This window comes from Pseudomonas sp. PMCC200344, from assembly GCF_030053095.1.
In the GTDB taxonomy this organism is placed as follows: domain Bacteria; phylum Pseudomonadota; class Gammaproteobacteria; order Pseudomonadales; family Pseudomonadaceae; genus Aquipseudomonas; species Aquipseudomonas svalbardensis.
Genome location: NZ_CP125618.1, coordinates 4,069,820 through 4,089,303, shown reverse-complemented (window position 1 = coordinate 4,089,303; position 19,484 = coordinate 4,069,820). Strand labels below are relative to the sequence as shown.

16 protein-coding genes are annotated in these 19,484 nt (G+C 59.8%); 11 read left to right on the top strand and 5 right to left on the bottom strand.

Features of this window, described 5'->3' with window-relative positions:
* Positions 1-197 precede the first annotated feature (197 nt).
* On the top strand, positions 198-1,106 hold the full coding sequence (prmB, locus tag QFW87_RS18655) for a 50S ribosomal protein L3 N(5)-glutamine methyltransferase (protein WP_283180900.1): 909 nt from the start codon (positions 198-200) through the stop codon (positions 1,104-1,106).
* Between the two features lie 42 nt (positions 1,107-1,148).
* On the opposite strand, the gene QFW87_RS18650 is transcribed toward prmB, so the two are convergent.
* Complete coding sequence (locus tag QFW87_RS18650; RefSeq protein WP_283188500.1) at positions 1,149-1,940, bottom strand: hypothetical protein; 792 nt, start codon at positions 1,938-1,940, stop codon at positions 1,149-1,151.
* 99 nt (positions 1,941-2,039) lie between these two features.
* Positions 2,040-3,038 (bottom strand): alpha/beta fold hydrolase, encoded by a 999-nt coding sequence (locus tag QFW87_RS18645; RefSeq protein WP_283180898.1) that lies wholly within the window; start codon positions 3,036-3,038, stop codon positions 2,040-2,042.
* Positions 3,039-3,121: 83 nt separating this feature from the next.
* Here QFW87_RS18645 and aroC point away from each other — a divergent pair, with 83 nt between their 5' ends.
* From aroC to mtnC, 5 genes are all read left to right on the top strand, one after another.
* Positions 3,122-4,213: a chorismate synthase gene (gene aroC, locus QFW87_RS18640; RefSeq protein WP_283188499.1), complete on the top strand. Its 1,092-nt coding sequence runs from the start codon at positions 3,122-3,124 to the stop codon at positions 4,211-4,213.
* A gap of 177 nt (positions 4,214-4,390) precedes the next feature.
* Positions 4,391-5,536, top strand: a complete 1,146-nt coding sequence (locus QFW87_RS18635; protein WP_283184602.1) for an MFS transporter — start codon at positions 4,391-4,393, stop codon at positions 5,534-5,536.
* Positions 5,533-6,174: a methylthioribulose 1-phosphate dehydratase gene (locus QFW87_RS18630; protein ID WP_283188498.1), complete on the top strand. Its 642-nt coding sequence runs from the start codon at positions 5,533-5,535 to the stop codon at positions 6,172-6,174. The genes QFW87_RS18635 and QFW87_RS18630 overlap by 4 nt, the downstream gene beginning before the upstream one ends.
* 34 nt (positions 6,175-6,208) lie before the next feature.
* Positions 6,209-6,754 carry an acireductone dioxygenase gene (locus QFW87_RS18625; RefSeq protein ID WP_283188497.1) on the top strand — a complete coding sequence of 182 codons (546 nt, stop codon included), beginning with the start codon at positions 6,209-6,211 and terminating at the stop codon, positions 6,752-6,754.
* Between the two features lie 4 nt (positions 6,755-6,758).
* Entirely contained in the window at positions 6,759-7,442 is a 684-nt protein-coding gene (gene mtnC, locus QFW87_RS18620; protein ID WP_283188496.1) for an acireductone synthase, read from the top strand.
* A gap of 101 nt (positions 7,443-7,543) precedes the next feature.
* Here mtnC and QFW87_RS18615 read toward each other — a convergent pair whose 3' ends face one another.
* Positions 7,544-7,822: a DUF3509 domain-containing protein gene (locus QFW87_RS18615; RefSeq protein WP_283188495.1), complete on the bottom strand. Its 279-nt coding sequence runs from the start codon at positions 7,820-7,822 to the stop codon at positions 7,544-7,546.
* Positions 7,823-8,166: 344 nt separating this feature from the next.
* Between QFW87_RS18615 and QFW87_RS18610 the strand changes: the two genes are divergently transcribed.
* Together QFW87_RS18610 and QFW87_RS18605 are read left to right on the top strand one after the other, a co-directional pair.
* A complete protein-coding gene (locus QFW87_RS18610; protein WP_283180893.1) occupies positions 8,167-10,005 on the top strand; it encodes a long-chain-acyl-CoA synthetase in 1,839 nt (612 codons plus the stop codon).
* Between the two features lie 111 nt (positions 10,006-10,116).
* The gene (locus QFW87_RS18605) at positions 10,117-10,635 is read left to right on the top strand and encodes an ankyrin repeat domain-containing protein (protein ID WP_123366263.1); all 519 of its coding nucleotides are present in this window, start codon (positions 10,117-10,119) and stop codon (positions 10,633-10,635) included.
* 186 nt (positions 10,636-10,821) lie between these two features.
* On the opposite strand, the gene QFW87_RS18600 is transcribed toward QFW87_RS18605, so the two are convergent.
* A complete protein-coding gene (locus QFW87_RS18600; RefSeq protein WP_283188494.1) occupies positions 10,822-12,162 on the bottom strand; it encodes a phosphate ABC transporter substrate-binding/OmpA family protein in 1,341 nt (446 codons plus the stop codon).
* A 189-nt stretch (positions 12,163-12,351) separates the two neighbouring features.
* Positions 12,352-13,164, bottom strand: a complete 813-nt coding sequence (gene xthA, locus QFW87_RS18595) for an exodeoxyribonuclease III (protein ID WP_283180891.1) — start codon at positions 13,162-13,164, stop codon at positions 12,352-12,354.
* 176 nt (positions 13,165-13,340) lie between these two features.
* Between xthA and QFW87_RS18590 the strand changes: the two genes are divergently transcribed.
* The 3 genes from QFW87_RS18590 to QFW87_RS18580 all read left to right on the top strand — a co-directional run bounded on the left by QFW87_RS18590 (position 13,341) and on the right by QFW87_RS18580 (position 19,455).
* Positions 13,341-13,991: a GNAT family N-acetyltransferase gene (locus QFW87_RS18590; protein WP_283180890.1), complete on the top strand. Its 651-nt coding sequence runs from the start codon at positions 13,341-13,343 to the stop codon at positions 13,989-13,991.
* Positions 13,992-14,056: 65 nt separating this feature from the next.
* On the top strand, positions 14,057-15,784 hold the full coding sequence (locus QFW87_RS18585; RefSeq protein ID WP_283188493.1) for an autotransporter assembly complex family protein: 1,728 nt from the start codon (positions 14,057-14,059) through the stop codon (positions 15,782-15,784).
* Positions 15,781-19,455, top strand: coding sequence for a translocation/assembly module TamB domain-containing protein (locus QFW87_RS18580; protein WP_283188492.1), 3,675 nt, complete (start codon positions 15,781-15,783; stop codon positions 19,453-19,455). The genes QFW87_RS18585 and QFW87_RS18580 overlap by 4 nt, the downstream gene beginning before the upstream one ends.
* The last annotated feature ends 29 nt before the right edge of the window (positions 19,456-19,484 follow it).

Below are 19,484 nucleotides of genomic sequence, written 5' to 3'. Positions count from 1 at the left end.
TGGCTGAGCGCTTCTGTGAATCGCTACCATCGTAGGCGCCGTCTTTGCTGGCTCGCAGCCTTGTCAATAGGCCCGTTTTGTTCAATAGCCGGCCGAAAAAATAGAATAGTCCTACATTCGTCCCGGTCGTTTTCCCGCGTCGTCGAGACGCGTTTTGGCTGTTAGAATCGCCAGTCGTTTTTTTTGGAGTTTGCCCCGTGATCACTTCCCGACTTCGTACCCTGCGTGACCATATCCGTTGGGCCGTCAGCCGCTTTCATGGGGAGGATCTGTTTTTCGGCCATGGGACCGACAACGCCTGGGACGAAGCGCGTCAGTTGGTGTTGGGTGCCTTGCACTTGCCGTGGGAAATCGCCGACAGCTACCTCGACTGCAATCTGGAAGAAGACGAGCTGGTCAACCTGCAACGCTTGCTCAAGCGCCGTATCGAAGAACGCATTCCTACCGCCTACCTGTTGGGTGAAGCGTGGTTTTGCGGCATGTCGTTCATTGTCGATGAGCGCGTATTGATCCCGCGTTCGCCGATTGGCGAGCTGATCGAAAAGCGTTTCGAGCCGTGGTTGGGTGCCGAACCTGCGCGGATTCTCGACCTGTGCACCGGTTCCGGCTGCATCGGTATCGCCTGTGCCTACGAGTTCCAGAACGCCGAAGTGGTGCTGGCCGACCTGTCGTTCGAAGCACTGGAAGTGGCGAACCAGAACATCGAGCGCCATGGCGTCGATGAGCGGGTGTACACGGTGCAGGGCGATGGATTTGATGGTTTACCGGGTCAGCGTTTCGACCTGATCGTGTCAAACCCGCCTTACGTCGATGCGGAAGATTTCGCCGACATGCCGGACGAATACCAGCACGAACCGGAGCTGGGCCTGGCCTGCGGTGATGATGGTTTGAACCTGGTGCGTCGCATGCTCGCCGAAGCGGCGGATCACCTGACCGAGAAGGGTTTGCTGATTGTCGAAGTGGGCAACAGCCAGGTTCACGTCTCGGCGCTGTACCCGGAAGTCGACTTCGCCTGGCTCGATTTCGAGCGCGGTGGGCATGGTGTATTCATGCTGACGGCGGAACAGTGCCGTGATCATCAGGCCTTGTTCGCTTCCCGCGTTTAACCCCGCAATGATCGTTCCCGCGCAGAGCGTGGGAACGATCAGTCAGCGGTGCGTAGCAATCCAGATCAACAACCCCGCCTGAAACACCGCAAACGCCACCAGGCAGGTAATGGTAAAACGCAGCCCGGTGTCTTCGCGCTTGTACTTGCTGACCTTTTCTTCGTGTTTCTTGAGTTTGACTTCCTGCTCGGCCAGATTTTGCTCGGCTTGCTGGAGCATCTGCGCCGCCTCAAGAATTTCCACGACCTGCAATTTCCCCGTACTCCAGTCACCCAACAGGTCGCCGACCTGTACTTCTTTGACGCTGCCCTTCAAATGCTGGGCGTCGGCGTAGATCACGTCGAAACCATGCATCCGCAAAAAATGATCGCGGCGCAGGCGAGTGTCTTCGTTCAGCGCATCCTTGTTGTTCAGGTCTGTGCCGTCGACGGTGTAGCCGGGCCATCTCTTTTTCGCCCAGGTAATGCCCTGAGCGGCTATGAAGCGACCGATGCCACGGTTCATCGGTTCGATCTGCAAACCGCTGTCAGGCCCGAAATGCACGCGCTTGGTGGCGTGATCGACCCACACGTCCAGATGATTCTGTTCCTTGCGCACACGCTGGCCGGGCAGCGAAATGCTCATGCGCATCAGGCTGTGTTCCTTGTTGTTGCGCTCGGCGTAACCGAATTCAACAAAGCGCAGCGGCCGTCCACCGGTGTTGCGGTCGGTTTGCAATGGCGCCAGACGGAGCATCTTGTGGTGCTCGGCGTGGACGTCCGCCCACGGCAGCTCGACCACTGGTGGTGCGTCTTTTTCAGCAGTGGTGTCGGGTGAAGTCTGGGTATCAGTCATAACGGCGAGATCCTGTGCAAGCTCTGCTTGCCGCCAGTCATAGCGCTGGCGACAAAGGCTTATCGGCCGTTTTTTTCAGGACTGGAGGGCAAACGCCGCTTAACTGGTGCGAAGTCCGTCAATAAACCCGAGGATTCGCGCCCCGAGTTCGGCCGCCAGTGGCAATTGCGGATCCTTGTAAGAGGCCAATTGCCGTTTTACATCGTTGGGCACGATGCGCATGACGTGGTTCATGCCTTCGATCAGCGCCAGCTCGGCGTCCGGTTTGGCGGCCTTCAACAGCCTGGCGTCACCGACGCCGACCTGGATGTCGTTGCTGCCCTGGATGATCAGCGCCGGCATCTTCAACTTGGCGAACGCCGCCGCCGGGTCCTGGCGGAACAATGAAATCAGATACGGCTGCACGCTCGGGCGGAAAATCACCTGCAACTGCGGCGGCACGTTGTCGTCGGTGTGGCCGGCCTTGAGGCTGTCGAGCAGTTCATTGCTGCGCAGCATCAGTGCTGGCGGCAGGCGATTGCTCAATTGTTGGCGCAGCACCTGATCGATCGGTCGGGCGCTGCCGGACATGGAGATGACCGCGGCGGCGTCCAGGCTCGGCGCCGCGAGGCTGGCGATCAAGGCGCCTTCGCTGTGGCCCAGCAGGATCAGTTGGCCAAAACGCGGGTCGGTTTTGAGCTTTTGGCCCCAGGCCTCGGCGTCGGCCACGTAGGCTTCAACCGACAGATTGCGTTCATCCGGGGTCGCTGCAAGGCTCGCCGCCACGCCGCGTTTGTCATAACGCACGCTGGCGATGTTGTGTTTGGCCAGTACCCAAGCGAGACGCTTGAGGCTGTCGTTGCGTCCGCCGTCGGGGTTGTTTCCGTCACGATCCGTAGGGCCGGAGCCGGAAATGATCAGGACAACCGGTACCGGCGTGTCGGACTTGGGCAACAATAACGAGCCGAAAAGCTCTCCGGTGCCGGTGTCCAACGTGATCGGGCGTTGCAGGACAGTGGCCTGTACAAAGCCGGTAAAGAGGGTAAGGCTCAAGGCTATAACTCGCAGCATCATCACGCCATCATCAACAAGATGCCGGTTGGACTCGCAGGCACCCATAAGGTTCGAGGATGAACTAGTTGGGTAGCCTGCGTATACTGGCGCGCATTACGTATTTGGTTCGATTTCACGGAGCGTCCTGCATGTCCGGCAATACCTACGGCAAGCTGTTCACTGTCACCACCGCGGGCGAAAGCCATGGTCCGGCGTTGGTCGCCATTGTCGACGGCTGCCCGCCGGGCCTGGAGATCTCTCTGGAGGATCTGCAGCGTGACCTGGATCGCCGCAAACCCGGCACCAGCCGCCACACCACCCAGCGCCAGGAAGCCGACGAAGTCGAAATTCTCTCCGGCGTGTTCGAAGGACGCACCACCGGTTGCGCCATCGGCCTGTTGATCCGCAACACCGACCAGAAGTCCAAGGATTACTCGGCGATCAAGGACCTGTTCCGCCCGGCCCACGCCGACTACACCTATCACCACAAATACGGCGAGCGCGATTACCGTGGCGGCGGTCGCAGTTCTGCCCGCGAAACGGCCATGCGCGTGGCCGCCGGTGCGATTGCGAAAAAATACCTGGCCACTCAGGGCATCGTCATTCGTGGCTACATGAGCCAGCTCGGCCCGATCGAAATCCCGTTCAAGACCTGGGATTCGGTGGAAGAGAACGCCTTCTTCAGCCCTGATCCGGACAAGGTCCCGGAGCTGGAGGCCTACATGGACCAGTTGCGTCGCGACCAGGATTCGGTTGGCGCGAAGATCACCGTAGTCGCTGAAGGCGTAATGCCGGGCCTTGGCGAGCCGATCTTCGACCGTCTCGATGCCGAACTCGCTCACGCGCTGATGAGCATCAACGCGGTCAAAGGCGTGGAAATCGGCGCCGGTTTCGCCAGCGTTGCCCAGCGTGGCACCGAACACCGCGATGAAATGACCCCGCATGGTTTCCTCAGCAACAACGCGGGCGGCATTTTAGGTGGCATTTCGTCGGGTCAGCCAATCGTCGCGCACCTGGCGCTCAAGCCAACCTCGAGCATCACCACGCCGGGCCGTTCTATCGACATCCATGGCAACCCGGTGGAAGTCGTCACCAAGGGGCGTCATGACCCGTGCGTCGGCATCCGCGCCACACCGATTGCCGAAGCGATGATGGCCATCGTGCTGATGGATCACCTGTTGCGTCACCGCGGGCAGAACCAGGACGTGCGCGTGAGCACGCCGGTGCTGGGTCAGCTTTAATGGCTGACCTTGGGTCTGTACGAAAACTCGCCGAGCGGCGATCAGGCAAGGCAAAAACAGGCGAGCAAGCGGAGTGTAGGGACCTACATGAGCATTGCGAGCCTGTTTTTAACGCAGCATGATCGTCGCGCAGGCAGTTCTCGTACAGAGCCTCACAGCCGCTGCGGTCTGACGGCTTTGACGGCGCTCCCGTACTGGCGGCTCTCCAGTTTCTATCTGTTCTATTTCGCCTTGCTCGGTTCGACAGCGCCGTTTCTGGCGCTGTACTTCGATCACCTGGGCTTTTCCAGCGCGCGCATCGGCGAGCTGGTGGCGATCCCGATGCTGATGCGCTGCGTGGCGCCGAACATCTGGGGCTGGCTCGGTGATTACACCGGCCGACGCCTAGCCATCGTGCGCTTCGGTGCGGTCTGCACGCTGCTGACGTTTTCGCTGATCTTCGTCAGCAAGACCTACGCCTGGCTGGCGATGGTCATGGCCTTGCACGCGTTTTTCTGGCACGCGGTGTTGCCGCAGTTCGAAGTCATCACGTTGGCGCACTTGCAAGGCCAGACTAACCGTTACAGTCAGATCCGCTTGTGGGGTTCCATCGGTTTTATCATCACCGTGGTCGCGCTTGGCCGGTTGTTCGAAGGGTTGAGCCTGGATATCTATCCGCTGACGCTGGTGCTGATCATGGCCGGCATCGTGGTCAGCAGTTTGTGGGTGCCGAACGCCCAACCGGCTCAGGGCAATCGAATTGCGGGAGATGGGTTTCTCAAGCAATTGCGCAATCCCGGCGTATTGGCTTTTTACGGTTGCGTGGCACTGATGCAGATGAGCCACGGTCCTTATTACACCTTTCTGACCTTGCACCTGGAGCGACTCGGGTACAGCCGTGGGCTGATCGGCGTGCTATGGGCGGTCGGTGTGGTCGCCGAAGTCTTGATGTTTCTGGCCATGAGCAAGATCCTCGCGCGTTTCTCCGTGCGACGGGTGTTGCTGGCGAGTTTTCTGCTGGCTGCCTTGCGTTGGTTGTTGCTCGGTTCGTTCGCGGAGTTCCTTTGGGTGCTGTTGTTCGCCCAGGTGCTGCACGCGGCGACATTCGGCAGCTTTCACGCGGCTGCCATCCAGTTCGTGCAACGTAGCTTTGGCGCGCGCCAACAAGGGCAGGGCCAGGCGTTATACGCCGCACTGGCCGGCACCGGCGGCGCACTGGGCGCGTTGTATTCCGGCTACAGCTGGAATGCCCTCGGCCCTGCATTGACCTTTAGTATTGCCAGCCTCGCAGCCTTCGCGGCAGCCGTTATCATTGCCACACGTATGCAAGAGGACAGGCCATGAGCCTTACCCGTGAGCACCTCGCCCAGGAAATCATCGATGCCGGGCGTTTTCTCTATGGCCGCGGCTGGTCGCCGGCCACCAGCAGCAACTACTCGACGCGCCTGTCGCCGACTGAAGCGCTGCTGACGGTGTCCGGCAAGCACAAAGGCCAACTCGGCGTCGACGATGTGCTGGCCACCGACCTGTCGGGCAATAGCCTGGAACCGGGCAAAAAACCGTCCGCCGAAACCCTGCTGCACACTCAGCTCTACAACTGGCGCCCGGAGATCGGCGCGGTGTTGCACACGCATTCGGTGAACGCCACGGTGCTGTCGCGCCTGACGCCGCAAGACTTCATCGAGTTCGAAGACTACGAACTGCAAAAAGCCCTCAGTGGTGTGTCGACCCACGAATCCAGGGTGCGTGTGCCGATTTTCGACAACGATCAGGACATTGCGCGCCTCGCCGCCAAGGTGCAGCCTTGGCTCCAGGCCCATCCCGATTGCGTCGGCTACCTGATCCGCGGCCACGGTCTCTACACCTGGGGGGCGCGAATGAGCGATGCACTGCGACAGATCGAAGCCTTTGAATTTTTGTTCGAGTGCGAGTTGAAGATGCGCTCACTCTTGAATCATAAAAAGCTGAACCGTCACGCATGAACCGCCAAGCATGAACCGTTAAGGAGTTGCCCTGATGAGCAGCCTGTCCGTTTACCACGTCTCAAGCCCTGACTTGCCAAACAAGGTGCTGACGCATTTCGAAGACATCGCCTCGACCCTGGCCGAGCAGGGCGTGCGTTTCGACCGCTGGCAAGCCGCGGCGAAAATCCAGCCCGGCGCCAGTCAGGAAGAAGTGATCGCCGCGTATCAGGAGCAAATCGACAAGCTGATGACCGAACGCGGTTACATCACCGTCGATGTCATCAGCCTGAACAGCGATCACCCGAAAAAAGCCGAATTGCGCGCCAAGTTTCTCGACGAGCATCGTCATGGTGAAGACGAAGTACGATTTTTCGTCGCCGGCCGTGGCTTGTTTACCCTGCACATCGGCGATTACGTCTACGCGATGCTTTGTGAGAAAAACGACCTGATCTCGGTACCGGCAGGCACCCCGCACTGGTTTGACATGGGCGAGCATCCGCATTTCGTCGCGATCCGTCTGTTCAACAACCCTGAAGGCTGGGTGGCCAATTTCACCGGCGAAGACATCGCCAGTCGCTTCCCGCGTCTTGAGGACTGAGGCGATGCCGATCAAAGCGATTCTCACCGACATCGAAGGCACCACCAGCGCGGTGAGTTTTGTGTTCGACGTGCTGTTTCCCTACGCCGCCAAACACTTGCCGGATTTTGTTCGCCAGAACGCCGCGCGTGAGGATGTTGCCGAGCAACTGGACGCCGTTCGCCGGGATACCAACGAGCCGAACGCCGACGTCGAGCGGGTGATCGACATCCTTCTGGGCTGGATTGCCGAAGACCGCAAAGCCACGCCGCTCAAGGCGTTGCAAGGCATGGTCTGGGAACATGGCTATCAGGCCGGACAGTTGAAAGGCCACGTTTACCCGGACGCCATTGAAGCGCTCAAACGCTGGCATCAGGGCGGCTACAAATTATTTGTTTATTCGTCCGGTTCGATCCAGGCCCAAAAGCTGATCTTCGGCTGCTCGGAAGCGGGGGATCTTTCACCACTGTTCAGTGGCTATTTCGACACCACCTCGGGGCCCAAGCGTGAAGCGCAGTCCTACGAGCGCATTACCCAGGCCATTGGCCTGGGCACTTCGCAGATCTTGTTTCTGTCCGACATCGTCGAGGAGCTGGACGCGGCGCGCACGGCGGGAATGGCTACGTGCGGGCTGGCCCGTGAAGGCGGGGAGCTGGCGGGGCATGTGACCGTCGACAGTTTTGCGCGGATCGATCCTTCCACGTTCTAAGCGTCGAAGACCAACCCACATGGATCGGCGTACCGTCAGAAACAACTCAGGCCGTGAAGCGAAAGCTCTCACGGCCTGTTTGTTTACAGCTCTGGAACGGTTTAAACCGAGTGATACGTCGGCAGGGCAAACCGCTGCTGGCTTTGCAGCATGGAAATCTGCGGCAGGTCGCTAGCCTGTTCGGCGATGTCACGACGAATGGCACTGATCACCCAGGACAACTGATCACCGGCATGCAATTGCTGGTAGGAAATCGAACGTTTGAAGACTTTGCCGTCGGTGCTGCTCAAGGTCAGCAGAATGCCGCCGTCCGGACGTGGCTGGGTGGTCACTTCGAAGTTGGAGAACAGGGACGAAAATTTTTCTTGGATCAGGTTCATGTCTATCAGCTCCGTTAGCTCTTGAATGGCAAGCATGCAGAGGTAGTTGCAGTGATTGTGCCAGCACCTGATTTTTTAAAAATCCTTATATATCAATTAGTTAGTTTTAAGGTGTTTTTGCACTTTCGTGCAATCTGCATGAAGGGCCATCGTGCATCCTGCATTTTGCGTGGTCGACATCGATTCGATGGAACCAATTGCCCGGCGCAAGCTCCCGATTTCGAATGCCGCAGACGTGGATACAAATCATTTCAAAAACCGCGTGTACAGCTCAGGAACCGCTGACGTATTTTCGGCCTCAATCAACGCCGCCCGAACAATAAAAAGATCGACCGGGAGCAACCATGAGCCGCACGCCGAACGACACGATTACCTGGGGCATGATGCTCCGCAAGCTGCCTTCCATTGCCAAAGCCATTCCTCGCGTGGTGAAAGGCATGAAAGCCGCCAACGTCAAGGACCCGACCCAACCGTGCGGCCTGGGCTGGAGCTTCGAGCAAGCGACGTTGCGCAATCCCGATGGCCCGGCATTGCTGCAGGGCGAGGTGGCGCTGACGTATGCTCAGGTCAACCAATGGGCCAATCGCATTGCCCATCATCTGATTGCCCAAGGCATCCGCAAGAGCGATGTGGTGGCGGTCTTTATCGAGAATCGCCCGGAACTGCTGGTGACGATTCTGGCGGTGGCCAAGGTCGGCGCGATCAGTGCCTTGCTCAATACTTCGCAGACCCGCGATACCCTGGCTCACAGCCTGAACCTGGTGGCACCCGCGGCGATCATTGTCGGAGAAGAGCTGGTCCCGGCGTTTTCGGCGGTCCGCGAGCGGGTGTCGATCGAGGCGGCGCGCACCTGGTTCGTCGCTGATCAAGACACCTTCAGCCATCCGGGCATTGCGCCCGACGGGTTCATCAACCTGATGACCGCCAGTGCCGACAGCTCCAGCGCCAACCCCGCCAGCAGCCAGCAGGTTTTTTTCGACGACCCTTGTTTCTATATCTACACCTCGGGCACCACCGGCTTGCCCAAGGCCGGGGTGTTCAAACACGGCCGCTGGATGCGCAGCTCCGCAAGCTTCGGGCTGATCGCCTTGGATATGCGCCCGGAGGATGTCGTCTATTGCACCTTGCCGCTCTATCACGCTACCGGGCTGTGCGTGTGCTGGGGCTCGGCGATCAGTGGCGCCTCGGGTTTTGCCATTCGCCGCAAGTTCAGCGCCAGTCAATTCTGGAACGATGTGCGCAAGTACCGCGCGACCACCCTCGGTTATGTCGGCGAATTGTGCCGCTACCTGGTGGATCAACCGCCCAGCGTCGACGACAGCAAGCACAGCGTGACGAAGATGATCGGCAATGGCCTGCGCCCCGGCGCGTGGGGCGAGTTCAAGACACGTTTTGCGGTGAATCACATCTGCGAGTTGTACGCCGCCAGCGACGGCAACATCGGCTTCACCAACATCCTCAACTTTGATAACACCGTCGGTTTTTCCCTGATGTCATGGGAGTTGGCGGCGTACGACCACGACAGCGGTGCGCCGATTCGGGATGCCAAGGGCTTCATGCGCAAGGTTGCCAAAGGCGAGCAGGGGCTGTTGCTGGCGAAGATCGACGACAAGGCACCGCTCGACGGCTACACCGATCCGCAGAAGACCGAAAAGGTTGTGCTGCACGACGTGTTCGAGAAGGGCGACCGTTACTTCAATACCGGTGACCTGCTGCGCAACATCGGTTTTGGTCACGCGCAGTTTGTCGACCGCCTGGGAGATACATTCCGCTGGAAGGGTGAAAACGTCTCGACCACCGAGGTCGAGAACATCCTTCTGCAACACCCGAATATTTCCGAAGCCGTGGCCTACGGCGTAGAAATCCGCAACACCAACGGGCGTGCGGGGATGGCGGCGATTACGCCAGCCGAGTCCCTGGCGACCCTGGACTTCAGCGAACTGCTGGCCTTCGCCCGCGAGCAAATGCCCGCCTATGCGGTGCCGTTGTTCCTGCGGGTGAAAGTGAAAATGGAGACCACCGGCACGTTCAAATATCAGAAGACCCGCCTCAAGGACGAAGCCTTCGACCCCGGAAAAACCGGCGATGACCCGATCTACGCCTGGTTACCGGGAACCCAGACTTACGTGCAGGTCACTCCGCAGTTGCTGGCGGATATTCACGGCGGCGCTTTTCGTTATTGAATGCAGCGCTATTGAATGTGGCTATGGCTTTCCATGAGAAAAAAGAAGTGACAGCCTCGGGGCTGCTCGGGAAACTGTCGGCTTTGCGAATAACCGAACGTGGAGTGCCCAATGTCAGACCAAAGCCGCCAGATGACCCCCGAAGAAGCCGCTGAATTTGCCGAACAGGTATTCAACAAAGCGCGCGAGGGCGATGCGGCCATGATGGCTGCACTGTTGACCAAGGGCCTGCCGCCGAACCTGCGTAACCACAAGGGCGACACCTTGCTGATGCTGGCTGCGTACCACGGCCATGTGGAGACGGTAAAAGTCCTGCTCGAACACAAGGCCGACCCGGAAATCCGCAACGACAACGGCCAGAGCCCGATTGCCGGCGCGGCGTTCAAGGGTGACCTGGCGGTGGTCAAGGCACTGGTTGAAGGCGGCGCGCAAGTGGAGGGTTCGTCCTTCGACGGTCGCACTGCGCTGATGATGGCGGCGATGTTCAATCGCGTCGAAATTGTCGACTACCTGATCAGCAAGGGCGCCGACCCGAAAGCCAAGGATGCCAATGGCGTCTCTGCGCTGGATGCCGCCAAGACGATGGGCGCGGTGGACACCACGGCGCAGTTGCAGAAGCTGCTCGGCTGATCTCCGCCGTGTAGCAGCCATGTAGCAGCTGTCGAGCCTGCGAGGCTGCGTTCGGCTCGGGCCGCGTTCGGACGCAGCAGTCGTGAAATCAGGCGATGCGGTGTTTCAGGGAGACAGCACATACAGGTTTCACGACTGTTGCGTCCGAACGCAGCCTCGCAAGCTCGACAGCTGCTACGCACACCGTCAATACACCCAAACCTCAACCCGCCGATTCTTGATTCGCCCCTCATCCCCGCTATTGGCCGCCACTGGCATCTCGGCGCCAAAACCATGAATCTCGCGAAACACCACGCCGCTTTTCACCAGTTCCCGCCGCACCGCCATCGCGCGCAGTTTCGACAACAGATCGGCGCGGGCCGGATCACTTTTGGCGTCGCCAAACCCCACCAGCGTCACCTGCCGATTGGTCTTGTCACGCTGCTTTATATAGTCGAGCACCCGCCACAGGTCCTGCCGGGCCTTGTTGTCCAGCGTCGCACTGCCTTCTTCGAAACGGAAATTCACTGTCAGTCGCTGGGCGTGACGGCTGAGCGCCTGATAACCCTCTGGCATCAATGCATTCGGTGTGACGCTCATGGCCTGGACGGTCTGGGCGATAAAACCATTGGCCGCGACAATCGCCTGACCCTTGCTGCTTTGGGCGAACGCCACCAGTGCTTCGACCCAAGGGTTTTTCCCATTGGGCGGCAGGTAAAAGAACAGCCGACGGGACAGCGGATAGTCTTCCGTGGCAATCAGGCTGTTGAGCGGCAGCATGGCTTGGGATTGGCCATCGGCAATCGCCACGGCTTTAGCCTGACGCACGTAAGGCAGGCCGATGAAGCCGATCCCTTGCGGGTCGAGGCTGACTGCGTCGGACAATTGCTCGCTGGATTCGAAACGTTTCGCAGCGCTGCTCAGCGTTTTCCCACGACGGCTGAGGACCAATTCCTTGAACGTGTCATAGGTGCCCGATTGGTCATCCCGCGCATAGAGATGAATCGTCCCGCCGGTGCCGCCGAGTTCTTCCCAGGTTTTTGCCTCGCCGCTGAAGATTCGCGCCAGTTGTTCGGTGTTCAGTTCGCTCAACGGATTTTGCGGATGAAGGATGATCGCCAGGCCATCGATGGCGATGACCTGCTCGGCGCCGGGGCTTTTAAAGTCGCCCAAGCGTGCAAGGTCTGCCCGTTCGCTGTCCTTGATCGGGCGCGAAGAGGCGGCGAGGTCGGCGGTGGCGCTTTTCAGGGCGGTGAAACCGGTGCTGGAACCGTGGGCCGCAATGTCCACCGCGACCCGGCGGCCCTGAACCGTTTCGCCGATGACGCGCAGTTCGTTGGCTTTGTCCGGGGCCTCGCTGTGAATCTTCAGCAGGCCCTGTTCGCGCATCAACCCCTCAACCAGCGCCGGGCCCAATGCCGCGCCAATGGTGTTGGAACCCTGGATGCGCAGCACCGGGCCAGACTCGGGCGTCGGCAACGCGCCAGCCGACGCCGTCAGCGGCAGCCAGGCGCACAGCATCAACAGGAACAACACGCGCAGCGTCATGCCGGCACCTTATAAGCCAAAGGAAGTGCCGGGAGAATAAGTCAGTAAGGTTTCTGAAAGATGACAGTCTTTAATGTGCAAGCGGGCTTGCTCGCGAATACGGTGTGTCAGTCGACATCAATATCGAATGACACACCGTATTCGCGAGCAGGCTCGCTCCCACAGTTGATCTGTGTCGACAGGTAGGGATCAGTTCAGTTCAAGCCAGATCGGCGCGTGATCCGATGGTTTTTCCATCCCGCGCAGTTCGTAATCCACACCCGCATCCTTCACGCGTGGCAACAACCCATGGGACGCCATGATCAGGTCAATCCGCAGCCCACGCTTGGGCTCATCCTCAAAACCGCGGCTACGGTAGTCGAACCAGCTGAAACGGTCGGCCACCTCAGGGTTCAAGTGACGGAAGCTGTCCACCAGGCCCCAGTTCTTCAAACGGGCCATCCACTCGCGCTCTTCTGGCAAGAAGCTGCATTTACCGGTTTTCAGCCAGCGTTTCATGTTGTCCGGGCCGATACCGATGTCGCAGTCTTCCGGGGAAATGTTCACGTCGCCCATCACCACCACCGGCTGATCGTTGCTGAACTGGCTTTCCAGCAATTGCTGCAGGTCGCTGTAAAAGCGTTCCTTGGCCGGGAACTTGGTCGGGTGATCGCGGCTTTCGCCCTGTGGGAAATAGCCGTTCATGATGGTCACCGGCACGCCATTGGCGTCGGCGAACGTGCCCCAGATGAAGCGGCGCTGAGCGTCTTCTTCATCGGTGGCGAAACCTTTGTGCAGCGCGATAGGTTCCTGACGCGAGAGCAGGGCCACGCCGTAGTGACCTTTTTGACCGTGGAAATACACGTGATAGCCCAGTGCCTGAACCTCGGCCAGCGGGAATTGGTCGTCGTGAACCTTGGTTTCCTGCAGTCCGATCACATCTGGCTGATGCTTTTCGATCAGCGCCGCCAGCTGATGGGGGCGAGCGCGCAGCCCGTTGATGTTGAAGGAGACGATCTTCATGGTCGGCAGTCCTGGCAAAAGCGCGATGCTAGCTGACATGTAGGATCGGGGCCAGCGTGGCAGTAGTCCAAATGCGCTGCTAATGTCTGGGGGCGTGGGAACGATCGCGACTGCGCAAGGCTCGTACCAATAAGAACGAGGCCTTTTTGAGCCTCGCCCAGGGGAGATCTACCGTTATGCCCGAAACCTCGACCGCCATCGCCGATATTCACATGCTCGACAACGGCTATTCCCGCGAAGCACGTTCGTTGCTGTACCAGGCTTACCGGCATGAGCCGACGTTCGGCTACCTGTTCGAAGCGGAGCGTCCCGGTTATGAACAGCGGGTCCGCGCTACCGTGCGCGAGCTGGTCAAACAACACTTTCTTCAGGACTTGCCGGCCATCGGCCTGTTAGTCAACGACCGGTTGATCGGCATTGCGTTGATCGCGCCGCCGCAACGTCGCCTTGGCATCACAGAGAGTTGGGCCTGGCGTCTGCGCATGGTGCTCAGCACCGGGTTTCGCTGCACCCGACGCTATCTCGAGTATCACGATGCCGTGATGGCTTGCGTGCCGTCCGATTCGGTACACCTGCTGCCGTTGCTGGGGGTTCATCCGCAATTTCAGGGCCAACACTTTGGCGAACAATTGCTGCAAGCGGTGCACAACTGGTGCGCGGTGGATGAGCACTCCGAGGGCGTAATCCTCGATACCGGGAATCCTCGTTATCTGGAGTTCTATAAGCGTCAGGGCTATGAGGAAATTGGTGAGGTCGCCGTAGGACCGATTCGCGAGCACGTGTTTTTCCACGCCAATCCGCAGGTGTTACAAACAGCAACGGCATAAAGGTAGAACTTTCACCGCACGCCAGGCTCTATCACGCTCCCAAGCTCGTGATAGCATCCGCGCCTATGAAGTTTCCAGGAAGAATTACCAGCGGCGTGCTGATGCTGATTACCAGCTGCGCGGCGCTGGCGCAAAGTGAATTGGATGTTCGGATCAAACCGTCCAACGATGAACTGAAAGCCAATATAGAGGGCTATATCGGCAGCCTCGGCGATCGTGACGAAGAAGCCTTGCTGCGCTTCAGTCGTGGCGCCGAAGAACAGGCACGCAAGGCCGCCCAGGCCTTGGGTTATTACCAGCCGCAGATCGACACGGATGTGAAGGGCGGCAAGACACCGCGTCTGGTGCTGAATATCGATCCCGGCGAGCCGGTGCATTTGCGCAACGTCACTGTTCGCATCGACGGCCCGGCCGCCGCCCTCAAATCCTTCCGTGTACCCAAAAGCAATGCGCTGAAAACCGGCGCAGTGCTCAACCATGGCCATTACGAAGACGCCAAGCGCCTGATTCAGAATCAGGCCTCGCGCTACGGTTTTTTCAGCGGGCACTTCAGTAACCAGAAATTGTCGGTCGACCCGCGAGCCGGGGTCGCCGACATCGAACTGATCTACAACAGCGGCCCGCGTTATTCGCTGGGTAAGGTCAGTTTCGAAGGTGACACGCCATTCGACGAAGACCTGCTGCGGCGCATGGTGCCATTCAAGGCGGGCGCGCCTTATGACTCCGAACTGATCGCCGAGCTCAATCAAGCCATGCAATCGAGCGGCTATTTCGAAAGCGTGCGGGTGGATGCGGCGCCGACGGCGTCCAAGAACGACGTGATCCCGGTGGACGTCAAACTCGAAACGCGCAAACCACGGACCATGGGTCTGGGGCTGGGTTATTCTACTGACGTCGGCCCACGGGTCAAGGCCAACTGGACCCGACACTGGGTCAACCCTCAGGGGCACAGCTATGGCTGGGAGACCGAAGTTTCGGCGCCTCGGCAGAACGTCGGTGTGTTCTATGACATTCCCCTGGACCCGCCGCTGACCGACAAATTGCGGTTCGCCGGTGGCTATCAGAATGAAGAAATCGCCGACAAGGACTCCCTCAGCAAACTGCTGACCATCGGCCCCGAGTGGCACAGCAAGCTGCCCAGCGGTTGGCAGCGGGTGGTGTCGCTCAAGTGGCAGCGCGAGGAATACAGGCTCGGCGACGACTCAGGGCTCAGCACGTTGCTGATGCCTGGCGTCAGCTATTCCTACCTGAAAAGTGATAACCGCATCGACCCGCACAACGGTTATCGCCTGGAATTCGAGACCAAAGTGGCCAAGGAAGGTTTGGGCTCTGACACCAACCTGCTTTACGGCACCGCGTTGGTGAAAGGCTTGACCACGGTCTTCGACAAGCACCGCTTCCTCGGTCGGGTGCAGGTCGGTGGCAGCGCCACCAACGGCTACAAATCGGTGCCGCCGTCGTTGCGCTTCTTTGCCGGTGGCGATCAGAGCGTGCGTGGCTACGACTACCAGAGCCTGTCCCCGGAGAACTCCGAGGGCGACCGCATCGGTGGCCGCTACATGGTTGCCGGCAGCGTCGAGTATCAGTACTCCATTGCCGAAAAATGGCGGGTCGCGACCTTCATCGACCAAGGCAACTCTTTCAATACCCTCGAACTGCCGGACCTCAAGACCGGCGTCGGCATCGGTGTGCGCTGGGTTTCTCCGGTAGGGCCGATACGCCTCGACCTGGCCCATGCGATGGACGACGACGGCGGCATTCGATTGCACTTTTCCATGGGGCCTGAGCTGTGAATCGTGGTTTGAAAGTAACGTTGCTGGCGATTCTGGCGCTGCTGATGCTGGTCGTCCTGGCCGTGGCCACGATGCTTGGCACAGCAACGGGCAGCCGTTGGGCGCTCGGTTTTGTGCCGGGTTTGACCGTCGAGAATTTCCAGGGCCGTTTGGGCGGACAGTGGAGTGCCGACCATGTGCTGTGGCAGCAGGACAGCAGTCGGGTCGAGCTGAACAAGGTGATTTTCGCCTGGTCGCCGTTGTGCCTGACGCGCATGACCCTGTGCATCGAGCAATTGAAAACCGATCAGGTCAGCCTGCAATTTCCGACAGGTACGGAAGAAGAAAGCAGCGGGCCGATCAGTCTCCCGGATCTGAAGTTGCCCTTGGCCATCGAGCTGGGCGATGTCCAGGTCGGCAGCCTGCTGTTCAACGGCAGCGAAGAACTCAAGGGCCTGCAACTGGCGGCGCACTGGACGGCCAACGGCTTGCAGATCGATTCCGTTCATTTGCAAAGGGACGACCTGAGTCTGAAACTTTCAGGCCTGCTGCAACCCAGCGGTAACTGGCCGCTCAAGGCTGAAGGCAAACTGACCCTGCCAGCCCCCGGCACCGGGCCTTGGACGCTGGCCCTGAAGGTTGACGGCGATCTGCTGAAAACCCTCAACCTGAAAGCCGACAGCAGCGGCTACCTCAACGGGCAATTGACCGGTGAACTGCAACCGCTGGCGGAAAACCTGCCGGCCAAGGTGCGGATCACCGCTGACGGCTTCAAGGCCAGCGCCGATCTGCCGGACACCCTGCAACTCAACCAACTGGAACTCACCGGCGACGGCAACCTGAAAAGCGGTTACCAGTTGCTCGGCAAAGCCACGTTGCCCGCAGAACTTGGCCCGGTCGCGCTGCTGTTGCAAGGCAAGGTTGACGCCAACGGCGCTCAGATCGCCGGGTTGGACCTCACGGCCAACGACAAGCAAAGCCTGAAACTCACCGGCAACCTCGACTGGAGCAAAGGCCTGAGCGCCGATGCCAAAATCGACTGGCTGGATTTTCCGTGGCATCGCCTCTATCCGCTGATCGACGAGCCAGAAGTGGCGTTGCGTAGCTTCAACGGTGAAGTCTCCTACACCGACGGCATGTACATGGGGCACTTCAACGCCGCACTCGATGGCCCGGCCGGCGCGTTCAGCCTGACCAGCCCGTTCAGCGGTGATCTGACGAAAATCTACCTGCAACAAATTCAACTCGAAGCCGGGCAGGGCAAGGCCGAAGGGCACCTGAACCTGCAGTTCGCCGACGGCATTGCCTGGGACACCGCGCTGGACCTGTCGGCGATCAACCCGGCGTATTGGGTGGCGGAACTACCAGGTACGCTGGCCGGACCGTTACGCAGTAAAGGTGAGATGAAGAATGAAAAACTCAGCCTGACCGCCGACCTGGATTTGAAAGGCAAACTGCGCGGCCAACCGGCAGTGATCCAGGCCAAAGCCGATGGCGGCGGCGAGCAATGGAACCTCAGCGCGCTACAGATTCGTCTGGGCGACAACAGCATCAACGGCAAAGGCAGCCTGCAACAGAAGCTCGCCGGTCAGATCGATATCAAGCTGCCGCGCCTGGCTCAGCTGTGGCCGCAACTGCGCGGTCAGCTCAATGGTCGCGTCGATGTCGCCGGGACGCTCAAGGCGCCGCAAGGCAAGCTCGGGCTGCAAGGCACGCAACTGGCGTTCGAAGACAATCGCCTGCAAAGCCTGAACCTGGACGCCACCCTCGACAGCGCGCAACGGGCCAAAATCGACCTCAAAGGGAGCGGCATCCAGGCGGGTGACACGTCACTGGGAACGCTGACCGCCAGTGGTCAGGGCGATATCAAAAACCAGAAATTCACCCTCGACCTGCAAGGACCGAAGCTGAAACTCGCGCTCGGCCTCAACGGCAATCTGGACCAAGGCAATTGGCGTGGGCGCCTGGCCAGCGGCGATATCCAGGCCGGCGGTCAAGACTGGAAGCTGCAAGGCCCGGCGAAGCTTGAACGGCTCGCGGACGGCAAGATCAATTTTGGCGCCCACTGCTGGACGTCCGGCCCAGCCAGCCTGTGCGGTGAGGATCAGCGCCTGATGCCTGAGCCAAAGCTGCGTTATCACCTCAAACAGTTCCCGATCGATAGCCTGGCGCAGTGGTTGCCCAAGGATTTCGCCTGGAAGGGACGACTCAACGCCGACCTGCAACTGGACCTGCCGGCCAGCGGCCCGAACGGCCAGATCAGTATCGATGCCAGCGGCGGCACGTTGCGCATCAAGGAGAAGGACCAGTGGCTGGACTTCCCGTACCAGACCCTGAAACTGAACAGCAAACTCACGCCCAAGCGCATCGACACTGACCTCAATTTCGTCGGCGGCAAGCTCGGTGAGCTTATGCTCCAGGCGCAGATCAATCCTTTACCGAAGGACAAGCCACTGACCGGCTCATTCCGTTTGAATGGACTGGACCTGTCGGTAGCGCGGCCGTTTGTGCCGATGGTCGAGAAACTGACCGGTCGTTTGAATGGCAGCGGCACGCTCGCAGGTACGCTGCTGGCGCCGCAGGTCAACGGCAATCTGCTGCTCAGCGACGGCGAGATTTCCGGGCCTGAACTGCCGATGGACCTCGAAGCGCTGCAACTTCAAGCCGTGATTGCTGGCGAAACCGTGCAATTGAACGGCGGCTGGAAAAGTGGCAAGACCGGGCAGGGCACCTTGAGCGGCAACATCGCCTGGGGCCAGGCGCTGGTGGTGGATCTGGCGCTCAAAGGCACGCAATTGCCCGTCACCGTCGAGCCGTACGCCAAGCTGGAAATGGCGCCGGACCTAAAGATTTCGGTGAAGGACGACAAACTGGCGATTGCCGGCAAGGTGCTGGTGCCAAAAGGCGAGATCACCGTGCGCGAGTTGCCGCCGTCGACGGTCAAGGTGTCCGATGACACGGTGATCGTCGGCCAGCAGACCGAAGAGGGCAAACCCCCGATGGCAATGGCGATGGACATCGATGTGGTGGTCGGACAGGACAAACTCAGCTTTGCCGGGTTTGGCCTGACCGCCAACCTGCAAGGTCATGTGCACATCGGCGACAACATGGACACCCGCGGCGAGCTCTGGCTCAACGATGGGCGTTATCGCGCCTACGGTCAGCGATTGACCGTGCGCCGGGCGCGTTTGCTGTTTGCCGGCCCGATCGACCAGCCGTATCTGGACATCGAAGCGATTCGACAGACCGACGACGTTATCGCCGGCATTCGCCTGAGCGGTAGCGCCGAGCAGCCGACCACACAGATCTTCTCCGAGCCGGCGATGAGCCAGGAACAGGCATTGTCCTATCTGGTGCTGGGGCGTCCGCTGAGCACCAACGGTGAGGACAACAACATGCTCGCCCAAGCGGCCCTTGGATTGGGCTTGATGGGTAGTTCGGGGGTGACCAGCGGGTTGGCCAAGAACCTGGGCATTCAGGACTTCCAACTCGACACTCAAGGCAGCGGCAATGCAACCAGCGTGGTGGCCAGCGGCAATATATCCGAGAAGCTCAGCCTGCGTTATGGCGTTGGCGTGTTCGAGCCGGCCAACACCATCGCCTTGCGTTACAAGCTGAGCAAGAAGGTCTACCTCGAAGCGGCGGGCGGCGTGGCCAGTTCGCTGGACATCTTCTACAAGCGGGACTTTTAGTCCCGCGTTCCCTCCGAAACCGAGTCGCT